The sequence below is a fragment of the Exiguobacterium sp. ERU653 genome, from assembly GCF_018617775.1.
Taxonomy (GTDB): Bacteria; Bacillota; Bacilli; order Exiguobacteriales; family Exiguobacteriaceae; genus Exiguobacterium; species Exiguobacterium marinum.
This window is the reverse complement of the sequence record NZ_JACSKV010000005.1, coordinates 70258-82791: the sequence shown is the minus strand read 5'-3', so window position 1 is coordinate 82791 and position 12534 is coordinate 70258. Positions and strand designations below refer to the sequence as shown.

General features: G+C 36.1%; 12 protein-coding genes. 1 reads left to right on the top strand and 11 read right to left on the bottom strand.

Translation table 11 applies throughout. From position 1 onward, the window contains the following. Positions 1-264: 264 nt before the first annotated feature. The 3 genes from KNO95_RS14515 to KNO95_RS13585 are packed head-to-tail and all read right to left on the bottom strand — an operon-like array spanning position 265 to position 1878. Positions 265-393, bottom strand: a complete 129-nt coding sequence (locus KNO95_RS14515) for a hypothetical protein (protein ID WP_285800849.1) — start codon at positions 391-393, stop codon at positions 265-267. 35 nt (positions 394-428) lie between these two features. Continuing rightward, the gene (locus KNO95_RS13590) at positions 429-1145 is read right to left on the bottom strand and encodes an ATP-binding cassette domain-containing protein (protein ID WP_214879385.1); all 717 of its coding nucleotides are present in this window, start codon (positions 1143-1145) and stop codon (positions 429-431) included. Positions 1146-1158: 13 nt separating this feature from the next. Beyond that, positions 1159-1878, bottom strand: coding sequence for a hypothetical protein (locus KNO95_RS13585; RefSeq protein WP_214879383.1), 720 nt, complete (start codon positions 1876-1878; stop codon positions 1159-1161). A gap of 385 nt (positions 1879-2263) precedes the next feature. Here KNO95_RS13585 and KNO95_RS13580 point away from each other — a divergent pair, with 385 nt between their 5' ends. Further along, entirely contained in the window at positions 2264-3526 is a 1263-nt protein-coding gene (locus tag KNO95_RS13580) for a helix-turn-helix domain-containing protein (protein WP_214879382.1), read from the top strand. Between the two features lie 196 nt (positions 3527-3722). Here the strand turns inward: KNO95_RS13580 and KNO95_RS13575 are convergent, their stop codons facing one another. From KNO95_RS13575 to KNO95_RS13540, 8 genes are all read right to left on the bottom strand, one after another. Next, the gene (locus KNO95_RS13575; protein ID WP_214879380.1) at positions 3723-4601 is read right to left on the bottom strand and encodes an Abi family protein; all 879 of its coding nucleotides are present in this window, start codon (positions 4599-4601) and stop codon (positions 3723-3725) included. Positions 4602-4724: 123 nt separating this feature from the next. After that, positions 4725-5528 (bottom strand): hypothetical protein, encoded by an 804-nt coding sequence (locus KNO95_RS13570; RefSeq protein ID WP_214776080.1) that lies wholly within the window; start codon positions 5526-5528, stop codon positions 4725-4727. Beyond that, positions 5525-6301 carry a ParA family protein gene (locus KNO95_RS13565; protein WP_024127810.1) on the bottom strand — a complete coding sequence of 259 codons (777 nt, stop codon included), beginning with the start codon at positions 6299-6301 and terminating at the stop codon, positions 5525-5527. The genes KNO95_RS13570 and KNO95_RS13565 overlap by 4 nt, the downstream gene beginning before the upstream one ends. Then, positions 6298-6981 (bottom strand): DUF3102 domain-containing protein, encoded by a 684-nt coding sequence (locus KNO95_RS13560; RefSeq protein ID WP_214879378.1) that lies wholly within the window; start codon positions 6979-6981, stop codon positions 6298-6300. The genes KNO95_RS13565 and KNO95_RS13560 overlap by 4 nt, the downstream gene beginning before the upstream one ends. Beyond that, positions 6978-7760 (bottom strand): ParA family protein, encoded by a 783-nt coding sequence (locus KNO95_RS13555; RefSeq protein ID WP_214879376.1) that lies wholly within the window; start codon positions 7758-7760, stop codon positions 6978-6980. Before KNO95_RS13555 ends, KNO95_RS13560 begins: the two co-directional genes overlap by 4 nt. Before the next feature lie 442 nt (positions 7761-8202). Further along, on the bottom strand, positions 8203-8535 hold the full coding sequence (locus KNO95_RS13550; RefSeq protein ID WP_214879374.1) for a hypothetical protein: 333 nt from the start codon (positions 8533-8535) through the stop codon (positions 8203-8205). A 589-nt stretch (positions 8536-9124) separates the two neighbouring features. Next, complete coding sequence (locus tag KNO95_RS13545) at positions 9125-10192, bottom strand: hypothetical protein (protein WP_214879372.1); 1068 nt, start codon at positions 10190-10192, stop codon at positions 9125-9127. An 851-nt stretch (positions 10193-11043) separates the two neighbouring features. Further along, positions 11044-12480, bottom strand: a complete 1437-nt coding sequence (locus KNO95_RS13540; protein WP_214879371.1) for a hypothetical protein — start codon at positions 12478-12480, stop codon at positions 11044-11046. Positions 12481-12534 lie beyond the last annotated feature (54 nt).

Genomic DNA, 12534 nt, shown 5'->3' with positions numbered 1-12534 from the left:
TCTACGTTTTTGCTTCGGGTTGTTTTTTGTAATTCTAACGCTGGGTTCTTCATAAGAATTCTCTCCTTTTGTAATGTTTCATTTTATGTTTTGATTAGCAGAAAATACTGAAGCTACTATTTAAATCATTACTTGAACTACTGCTACTTGAACCGCTTGAGCCACCTTGGTCTACGTTTTTGCTTCGAGTTGTTTTTTGTAATTCTAACGCTGGGTTCTTCATAATAATTCTCTCCTTTTGTAATGTTTCATTTTATGTTTTGATTAGCAGAAAATACTGAAGCTGCTATTTAAATCATTACTTGAACTACTGCTACTTGAACCGCTTGAGCCACCTTGGTCTACGTTTTTGCTTCGAGTTGTTTTTTGTAATTCTAACGCTGGATTTTTCATATACCTCACCTCCTTTAAAGTATGTTTATACAAACTCACTTCACTTTGTCCGAATATTCAATCATTTTAATGAATGCTTCATCAGGATCTCTAGTTTGGAATTTTTCTAGCCACTCATGATAATCACCTTCGTATAGAATCACCCCATCATGTAAGAAAATAACATGAGCTGCGATATGTGAAAGATCATGTAACTGATGTGTAGAGATTAAGCATGTAGCATTTTTATCTACAAGTTCATCTAACCTGTTCATAATATTTTTACGTGAAGATGGATCTACTCCACTTGTAGGTTCATCAAAAATGTACAATTCTTTCTTTATACAAGTAAGTAACATTACAAAGAGCCATTTACGTTCTCCTACAGACATTTTGCCAAGCTTCATATCCCATAAGTGTTTAAGCAACTCTTTTTCACGTTCTGAGTGCAAAGTATGAATGAAAGAGTTCATTTGTTTGTACTCTTTCATTTCAGCTAAACTCCCGATAAATAGGGACATGTCACGCCCTGTCAATTCCGACGAATAAAAAATATTTTGGGTTAAATATAAAGTTTCTAACGTTGAAGGTAATTGTAAATCTCCCTCATTGGCGATCAACGTTTTTGTCATGCAGTCAAATAATGTTGTTTTGCCAGCCCCATTTAAACCAACAAGTACATTCAATTTGTTTTTTTTCAACTCAAATGAAACATTTTTTAAGGTTTCTTTCTTCGCCTTCGGATAACTATATCTTAATCCTTGAATATTCACGGTATTCTCCTTTCTATCTTGTGACTAAAGAGACTAAATTTAATTTCTTAATTGACACAAAACCAATTACAAAATAGATAAGCGTAGCAATCAGTGTCAGAGCTATATTAAATTTGATATCAAGACTAGTTACAACGTTAATAATCCATAAAGCATTTTGCTCTAATGCAAAGAAAGGATTTAAGTAACTTAAAAAATGATCAGGTAGTTCTCTTGCGAGTAAAAAAAGTGGAAATAGTAAAATGTTGGCTAATGTACTCATACTCGATATTTTAATAGGAAGTAGTGTGATTACTGTACTTGCAATAGCAAATGGAATGCTTGCAATTAGTAATAGAATAGGCATCAATAGCATTTCAACCGATAAGTACCCATAAATAATTGTAACTACAGATGTAAATATAACTAAACTCACAAAAGCGAATATAACTTGTGCCATAATCACCGCAATGACAAATGTAAATTTGTTACCGGAAATCATGATATATGTTTTCATTAGACCATGCTCTCTCATCCTTGATAATTGAAGACCAATACCATTTAGATATATAGAAAGAATGATATAAACCCAAAAAAATGAAATAAATAATAGAAAATCTGATTGATTTAATTCTTCTCTTGGTCCATACAAGAGCGCAATTCCTAAGGGCAAGCCAATTGTCCATAGTAACGGGACTTTATCTTTAAGCATTATTTTTAAATATAAACGTAGATAACTTTTGATCTGGTTCATATTTACCTCCTTATATATAAAGCGACATCTACTGACTTAAATTTAACTTTTTATTAACAATCTGTTACCCCTTCGGCCATACTTCCTCATTCATTTGAATATTCACATTATGGTTATCTAATGGATTGATGTGAGAGACCTGAAAAACTGATACAAATACCATAACTAATAGTAATTTTTTAATTGACTTCATTTCCTTACCCCTTTTTGTTATAATTATTAACATAAAGTTAGTTTATAACGATTTGTTTATCGCTCTAACTATTTGTTAATGTAAATTTAGTCCATTTCCACTAATATGTCAATTGAAATTAACAACTTTTATCATCTTTTTTTTTACTAACTTTTAAGTAACAATAAACTTAGATAAGAAAGGAGCTTTTTTATGTCTAATATTGGAGAAGTTCTGAAAAGAACCAGAAAGCAAAAAAAAATGACCCAATCAGAACTAGCTGATGGGATCGTCAATAGGAGTTATATTAGCCAAATTGAAAAAAATCTAGTTCAGCCATCATTTAAAACAGTAACTTTACTAGCAAAAAAACTGAATGTAGATATTTCACTTTTCTATGAGAACATAGAATTGAAAGCATTATCTGAAAGCGAGCTGAAAAATCAGATTAAAAATGCTAAATACCACCTCGAAATTAACAATCAAGGAGCATTGGCTCAATCAGTGGGAGAGCTCGAAAACATTTCTAAAGAAGCTTTTGACAAACTTAATGGAGTCGACAAAACAGAATTTCATTTTGTACTCGCTTCTTATTATTTTCAAGAAGATAATCTAGAAAAATGTATGGAGTATGCTCAGAAAGGTTTACAACTTGCTCAAGAGAATGGTCTTGAACGTAAAGAAATTGATTTTTTACTAAAAATTGCTAAAGTACACATTGAGGAAAATGACTTTCATGTTTCCTTAACATATTTAAATCAAGCTAATAATATAATTCTATCTAATAGGTTAATGGACCTAGTAAAAGTGGACGTTTTGTTAAATATGGGAATTTGTCATGGTCGAATTGGTGAATATTATTCTGCTATTCGTTTATGTGAAGAGGCACTTCATATAAATAGTATTACTCAATCCACACATAAAAGTGGAGAATTGTTTATGACATTAGGTATATGCTATCGGAATGTTCATGACCTCGAACAATCTCAAAAATTTTATGAAAAAGCTATGCAATATTTTGATTTATTTGAACAACGCTTTAATAAAGCTGGTATTTTGATTAACCTCGCTATTCTATTTAGAGAAAAAAATGACATTAAGAAATGTATCGAATTAATCAAAGAAGCAAAACAAATATTTATTGAAATGGATAATGATTATCAAGTTTTAAATTGTGATGTGGAGTTGTTCAAAACAAATGTAATTGTTGGTAATTTTTCAAGTATACCTACAGAGTTTAAAAAAATAAATGAATTAATTCCTAACGATTACAAAACTTTAAAAAGAGATCTACACACGGCAATGATTGATTTTTATTTCAATTCAAAGCAATATCGTGATGCTTTAGTATTTCTCACAGAGTCACAAGAAATCACTTCTAAGAATCTATACTTAGCCAAGATTTTTTACAATTTAAAAATGTGGGAAGATTCCTCTGTTTCGTTTATGGAGTATTTCGAACAAAACCTTCCTTGACGGTACTTAAGCTAAATAGTCTATATACTATTTAGCTTACTTTTTTTTAAAAGAACAGGTTGATCATATGCTTTTAAATTTTGGGAGTTCTTGATGCAATTGAATATTTGAATATAAAACAGGAAATATATTAATAAAAGGATACTTGGATGTAGTCAAAGATTGACTCTCCAATGTATCCTTTTCATTTTTAATCTCATATTATAAATCGTTTCCACCCTTGAGGAATACCTAACTGCTTATAATCAATAAAGGCTGCGTATGTTTCTAAAAGATGATTAATCTTGTCTACAAATACGTTCCGCTCGTTTGAAGTCAACAGTTTGGAAATGATAAAGAACACAATAAAGATTCGTTCATTTGAAAGTTCTTTTTTAACGTTCGCAAATACTTGAGGTCGAATCGTTAACGTTTTACCATATAACCGCCCATGGTGTGCACAAATATTCCGAATCATCGTTAACGTATATAACCAGCTTTCAATATATTTAAAATCCATCGAGTAGTGTTCTTTAGAAATCATTTGCTTGTCTTGATTATGTAAATTCTTAAACATCATGGAGAGTGTCGAAAAGGACAGGACCTCGACGGCTACCCATATCGGGAAATTACTTTGATATTTTGTATGATGATGCTTCACAAAGAGTTCCCGCTCATTTTCTTTAAGTGATCGTTCAAGATTAGTCAAAAACTTAGCATGATACGTTTCATTTTTAAAGTGCGTAGGGTCTTTGTAAGCATCTGCACCATACGTATGCGCATGATAATAAGCGATATGAGCCCGAAACGCAGTTTCAATACTTTCAATTGCATCTAGCAACAAAAGTCTCAATTCTTTATCGAATTCGTAGAGCTTTAAAATATGTTCAAATGAAATTCCAGACTTAAATTGATCTACTTTATCACTCGTCTTCAGTGTTAATCCGTATGCGGTCAAACGATAGTAATTGATCCGTTTAAGTACTTCTATAGCCTTTCGCTCACTTTCAATATGCAGACCACGCTCTTTTAGAATGGATACTTGTTCTTCGTAAGTTTTTGGTACTTTTAACTGGTTAGGCTCCATAGAATCCATGTCCTTGCCCCCATTTGTATAAAAAAAATGACCCACCGTGGTCCGCATTGTGAAGAGGCGTGGTGGGTTCTGTTACAAATAATATAACAAATCCACGATATATTGTCTATTTCTTAGGTTGTTTCAGGATTCATTCAAATACTTATTTAAGGCTCGACGAATAATTTCATCTTCAGATACATGTTCTTTTTTAGCAGCTTGTGTTAATCCAACATATAATGGATCCGTTAAATCTGAAAATCGAATATGGACCTTCATAGGTTTTACAGTGGGAGAATCAGCTTCAATGACGCGCTGCTCTTGACGCTCGATCAACATACGCTTCACTTCACGCAATTCTTCACGTGTCATTTCATAAACTGTTTTGTCCCCATTTGCTGTGTAATATTTCTTACTCTCAAGTAATGCGAGCTTTGGATCTTCCGGCCATGATAAGAGTTCCGCTAACTTGGTCGCACTGAAATCTTGTTCAATCGTTTTTTCTAAAATATTCGGACCAAACGTATTCCAAAAAGAAACAAAACGATTCACTTGGGAATGAGACATCCCAATCTTCGCTAAAAAGTCTTTCCAATTTCCCTCTTCTTGTTTAAATTCCTTTTTTGTTTCCGGATCACGGAACAAGCTATTTGCATGCGCAAGAATACGACACTTTTCGACAAAACTTGTCGCCTGAATCGCATCAATATGATTATAGTATTGAACAATGCCTTCCATGTCTTCGGGCAGTTTTTTTGTGATAATACGAGAAAGTCCGGTTGCTGGTAAGGACTGATACGGATTCGTGATAGTCGTCGTTGCAGAAAATTCTTTGACAGCTTCCACTTGATCGGTACGGTCTTCGCTAGATTGTGTTCCTTGTTTCACCGGTAAATTAGCACTGAATGTCGAAATTTTAGGCGTATGTTTTTTACGAGGGCGACTCATAGAGAAAGTACCTCCTGGGCAAGTTGTAAATAAGCATCCGTTGCAGGACTTTTATGATCAATCACAGGTCTAGATTCACGTTGTAGGGTTTGTACCTTAACGGCATACGGGATCGTTGTAAGGACAGGAATCCCGACCTCTTTCCCGAGCTCTTCAAGTTCTTCTACCGTCGTCGTATCCCCTTTAGAACGTGCACTGACCATTGTCGGGATAAACGCTGCGATATGAATATCTTCTCGGAATCGTTTCATTTCTTCTAACTCTTCAGGAGCCGAGTATACCGCATCCATCGAAAACTTTTGCATCTGTACAGGCATGATAATTCGATCTTGTGCGACAAGAGCGCAGCGCGCATAAGGATTCAACGCTGACGTCGAACCAGGACAATCAATTAAACAGATATCAAATAGTTCATCTAGTTTGGCCAACTCTTCACTGAGTCGGTACTCATAACCAATTTGACTCGTTAAATCACTCGGTGAAGCAGACCGTCTTGTCGGAACTAAGTAAATCGTTCCAGTCTCATATTCACAAGTGACGATGACTTGTTCAATCGGTGTATAAAATGGATCGTTCTCTTCGAGTAGACAATCCAATAGCACTTTCCCTTCATAGTCGTTCGTCAGACCTAATCCATTCGTTGAAGACGCCTGATCATCGGCATCAATCACGAGTACACGTAAGCCATCCCGTGCGTAGGCATGAGCTAAATTGATGGTTGTCGTTGATTTTCCAACTCCACCTTTACGATTGTACAATGCGATTTTCTTCATGACTGCTCTCCTTGTTCATCTGTGGCTTCTATTATATTGTCTGATACAGTTCGTTCAATCATTTCAGCTAGTAACTCACTGACACTACGATTATGTGCATGGGCATACTGTTGAAATTGTTCCGAAAGATCGCTTGGAATACGCGCGGACAAGATCGAAGATGACTTTTTCTCTTGCTGAAAAGGTTTCACTTTAAGGGGTGTATGAGTGTTCCCTTTTCGAAGATCACGGATCTGTTTGACCGTGAGTTCTTCGACCTGTCTTCTTTCACCATTAATATATAGTCCTTGCTCGACGACCTCATCGACATTATCGAGATACATGAGTTCAAAAATTTTGGATGCTGGTAGACTTGTTAGCGATGCCTCGAGTGGATGCAGCGTCTCATAGGCTTTTATATATCGTGAGGCAAGTGAGGCGGACATGGAGACCGCTTCTAAAAACGCCCCCCACTCTTTTTTATCATGCATCTCAGAACGGGCGATCACTAGACGTTTGCCAATCTCAAATACGGAAATGGTTTGTACTTTGGCGAGTTCATTGATTTCGTGAACGAGGTCTTCAACTTCCTTTGAAATTGGCAGCTTTTGAACCAGTGAACTGATATTCGTTAAACCGCTCTGATAAGGGTGTTGCTCACTCGGTTTGATTTTATGAATGTTACGATTTCTGGCCTTCATAGAGAATCACCTCTGGCTGTTCGGATCTTTTGTGCCAACTCTCGAAACGGTTCAGATAACTGTTTTGATTCTCTGGAGCGGTATTGAATGACACTTTTTCCGCTATCTGCTGCTTTTTCAATAAATGTCGATCGTTTGATGACAGGTAAAATAGTCAACGATTCAGTCAACGCAATTTGTTCCATTGCTTCGAAGTATTCTTTATCGGCTTTTAACGTATGGTCCATCGCCACAGGCAAGACCCCGGCAATCTCTAAATCAGGATTATAGAATTTTTTCACCTTTTGTACGGTGCGAATGGTACTTCCTAGCTGATCAAAGACAAGCTTTTTCGGCATAAATGGAATAATGGTGGTATTAGCAGTCGACAAGACAACTTTTGAGAGTTCGTTGATCGAAGGAACTGAATCTAAAATGACCCAATCAAATTCATCTTCGAGCGGTGCAATCATATCTTTTAATAAGAAGAGCTTATCTTGCTCAGAGAGTAAGTTGATTAACCTTGCATTTCGTTCATTTGAAGGAAGAAGACTGACATGATACGTTTCGTCATCAAATAGAATGTCTTTGATATCTAAATTTCGTGTATGTACATCAAACATAGTCATGTATTTGATCGTATCAGATTCTTTTAACATTAGTTTGCTAAGAGAACCCTGGGGATCTAAATCAATGAGAAGAACACGTTCCCCTAACTCTCCTAATGCATAGGCCATGTTCAAGGAACAGGTGGTTTTACCCGATCCACCTTTCGAAATGTAAAACGTTAATATGTTCATGTCCTCTCCCCTTTCTAGTTCTTATGATGACACAGTCTGTTTTATGGAACAACTAAAAATAATGAACAAATGACATATTTAAATAAATAATTTGTATACAAATTAAAAATAGTTTGTATACGTGTTTTATACTCTTAATTTTACCATCTGATTTGTATACATTTCGACGTCGAAATGTATACTTTCGACTCTCACCTCAAGAGTGTTTTACTATTTGAAATAGAAAAAAGACTACAACCTTGGGTTATAGTCTTCGAATGTGAAATTAGTGAATGAATAAAACATAGCAACTTGAGCTAAGCCCTTATCAGGATAAGTGGATACTAAAGGAGCATACAGTTTCTGGCCATACATATTTAAAGTTAAAAACACCGAACATGGATAGATAAGATGAGATCAAATAAAAGCTAAGACAATCGTGTAGCTCTAATGAAGAATACATTTACATGTCAAATTGATAGGTTGGTTCCATCAGCGAAACAGAGAGTGATCCTAGTGTATAGACACCGTCATCTTCGTTATGTAAATGTTCAAATATCGCATTGGTTGTGGCACAAGGGGCACCGAGTAGTTGTGTCACGTACTGATAGAAAATTTCAGTTGCAAAAATTTCATCTAACATTTGACCCGTAAATACGAGATTCTCAATATTTTCTCCTGCGTTTTTAAGTTCTAAATCTGTAATCTCATCACGATATGTCCAATGTCCATACTTTTCAATATTGTCAAAACCTGCGAATACATAATCAACATCATAGCGAATACTTCGTTTCATAGGAAAGACCTCCTAGAAGATGATATATACTTTATTGTATGAGGGGTATATAGGATTAAGTCATCATGTATGTGACACTTTCATGATAGTGAATGAACGGTTTTTTGAACGATTACTATGATTTAAGTCGTTAGAGAATGTACATGTAATCAAGCGCTCAGATCTAATCGATTAAGAGAAGAATACAAAACCATATTCTTATGAATAAAAAAGATTAAATAGAATGAATAAGAATTAAAGATAGATTAAAAGAATTAGGAAAAATGAAAGTCCGAAAATCCTTTTGACACCAACGTTTTCGAGAGATTTAGAAGATTGTAAATATGTCAGCTATAGTTTCTTTTATTCAAAAGGGCTATTTTTTTTTCATTTCCTTTTTGATAAATCATATCCAACAGCCAATTTTATTCGCTATATATTTGAAATAAAAACGATTGTATTTGATTTTTTTCCGAAGATGTAAAATATAAAAATGACCTTATGAAACACAGGTCATATACGATGCCTTTTGATGGAATGAATCAACAATGGATATAGATTCGGGATGTTTTCATACAATTTTTCAAAATGAGGCATGCCAAAAAGACCATCATGCGATCGTCAATTTTTCCACTTTATGTTTTAGTTGTTGATGCAGGTAAAGAATTGGCTCATTGAAGAAGAGTTGATGCTCACTTGAATGAACTAAGTCTTCACGATGGTGAAGAAACGCTTGTTTCAAGTCAGCCAAGACTTCACGGAACGCTGATGCACCGAACGTATCACTCATTGAATAGAGAGATTCACGGCTTACTTTTAGTGCATCGAAATCGAAGAACTCACCAACGCGCTTACGCAACTCGAACCAAGCAAGTTGAGCATCTGAACGCTCTTCTTCTCGGATCACTTTACTGTCTTGAGATTTGTCTAACGTCAATTCAACGAGGACTGGACGCGAAATATCTTGAACGCGTTTTTTAAGCGTGAGATTTTGCTTCACCACATTTAAGAAATGACGGCTATCTTCTATAAGGGAAACTTGAAGGAATCTCAAACGAGCCATCATCTTTTGAATGGCAAGTTTGTGGCCACAGTATTTAGGCAAGAAGCCTTTAATCTCGTCATAGGTAAGGATGGCTTGGTCATGTGATTGAACATGGATATCTTTTTCAACTTGTACGAGTGTACGTAACGCAAGACGCAAAGCGTTCACGTTATCAAGCGTGAGCAGTTCGGAAAGAAGATCATGCCAAATAGACGTGTACCCGGTCTTCGAAACGATAGAAGCTCCGTCAACATAAAGGTCACGATAATTCTCAAGATAATCGGTTAGTTCAATCGAGAGCACTCCAGGGAAATGTCGGACAAGTCGTAACAAGCCATGGCTCTCAAATGTTTTTAAGTTATTATGTAAAGAACGGACAGACGTATGAGCGGAAGAAGCAAGCTCTGTATCTTCCATAAACTCAATCTTCCCTTGGTCATCTGCATAAGAAAGAAGTGTGAGGACATGGCGAATCCGTGACTTTGTCCACTTAAAAGAAGTGAAGCATGTAGGGATGTTATAGTGATGCTGTTCATAGCGATAGTGATCAGCTCGTTTCGTCCAACGAGTTAAGCCACTCATCGCGACGAGTAGTTTGTTTGCAACTAAAATGTGACGGTTTTTGTAAGCCACGTACCCTACACCTCCTCTATCCTAAAATATGCTAGTTTTAGTATCTTGTTCTTTCGAGATAGTGTCAAAGTGTGGGTTTGGTACGATGTATCGCGACCAAATTTGATGAAACGTTGATGTTAAGCCATTTTAGAGCTATAAAAATGTGTCATTTCAGTACGATGGTTTGCGACCAAATTAGGAGGAATTGCTTAAGAAAGCCATTTGAGAGTGATTTAGAGTAGAAATTTTATACGAAAAGTAGTCAAAATGTCGTTTCAGTACGACGGTTTGCGACCATTTTAATAAAAGTGTCGTTTCAGTACGACGATTCACGATCAAAATAATCGAAAATGCGGTTTCAGTACGATGATTTGCGACCATTTTTAAGAGACAGACACTTAAATTTTTTTTGGTTTTTCATCAAAAAGTTGAGAAGTGTCGTTTCAGTACGACAAATTGCGACAAAAACCAAATAAATGTCGTTTCGGTACGATGATCTGCGACCAAATTGAGAGGCGTGTCATTTCAGTACGGTAATTTGCGACCAAATTCAATTAAAATGTCGTTTCAGTACGTACTTTTACGAATCATTTCACCCTAAAGCGAACAATTTGGTAAGAATGTTTTTTCTAAATTACTCATAAGTGTCATTTCAGTACGACAAGCTTATGCAACTAATTAAAAAAATGATTTGTCCAAATCGCATAAATGTAGTTTGATAGGATACAGCTGATAATTAAATACTGGCACTCACCTGTATTTAATCATCACTTCATCTAAAAACGTTCCATGTGAAACATAAACTATAGAGTAAGCATAGAAAAGAAGAAGCCTTCAATATAGTAGGCTTCTTCTATGTTTTGTTTCTATTAAAGTAGCAATGTATCAGGATGATTTAATAACTCCCATGATTCGAGCGGGTAAAACGTGAAGAAATAGTAGTCGCCCGAACGATGCCAATCTTTCAAAATAAATTCATGTTCTTTAATGCGATCAAGATTTGCCTCAAGTTCCCGCAAGTTCTCTGACTTTCGTGATTTATTGAAGCGAATCGAATAAGTAAATTGACGCCAATGCCGACGAACCGGGCTTTGCTCCCCTGTCTGAAGCGACGCAATGCGTTCTTTTTGAAGAACGAATGCCAAATGATAGGCAAAGCTCCCTTTCAACTGTTCAATCTGTTCACCATAGATACTGACGATTTGCTGCTTGAGTAGATCATCATACACTTCTTCAGCTACTGTGACGATGACCTGACTATCCGCAAGGGTTGTGGCGTTCTTGATGGTAACGGAAGAGAAGAGGCCCCGGATAAAGAAATCGCCTTCTTCATTGTGCCCAGCTACTCGATAATAACCAAGTTTCATAAGGCGTTTTGTTGTTAAGTCATAGCTCTTCCCGCTCTTGTTGGCATAGAGCTTTTCAACTAATTGTACGAGTGGAAAGATGATCTTGCGACTCGTTTGGAACGAGATATCTCGATATGACAAGATCTCGGTAAAGGCCTCGAAATCTTTCGCGTCTAGATCAGGTACTTTACCATTTAACTCTTGAATAAACTCTTTACTAACCAAAACAGAAAGGTTCTGTGGGACGCCATCTTTATATTTCGGTACGACCGAGTCGTAGTTCAAAAGCTCGAGGTTAAGTTGTGACGCGTCATTGAGCTTCTCATCAAGTTGTTCAGTCTTATTTTTGATGCGATCAGACATCCCGAAAAATGGAATATCAACAGCAAGCGTTGGAGAGTGATGTGCTACACGCTTGGTTGCATCAATTTCCTTTGCAACTTCCCCTAATATCATGAGCACATCTGTTTTTAACGTCGTAGTTTTTTGATTGACGGTTTTTTGAGACCAGTACGGATATGTGTGGATTAGTTGGTTTGGGTCTTCTGCCCACTCTTCAATCTCGGTGATACAGAGATTCATGTAGTCTTCAATTGTTTTCACGTGAAACTCTTTGTAAAGTCCTTCAAAACCTGCAACTTTTACATAAGCTGAGATCATGTCGTGTTTGGCTCGAAGTTCTTTGTTGTAACCACGATTCTCTTGATAATTTCGCACGGCTGTTTTTACCCAGCGGCGTTTTAGTTTCATAAAAGAGTAATAACGAATCTTCTTATAGGCGCTTTCGATATTTTCAAGCGCATAGTGCTCCTGATAGAGTGTTGAGACAAATTCCTGAATATCAAAAATGGATACACTATGGAGGATCTCCTCCATACCATGCTGCTTTATCGTATTGACCGCTTGAGAAATAATGAGTTGTTGCGAGCGGCTATTGGAGGATGAATGATTCTCCATATTAATCACCTCTTCTTTGAATAAATATAGCATATAAAGTAGAATACGTACGGA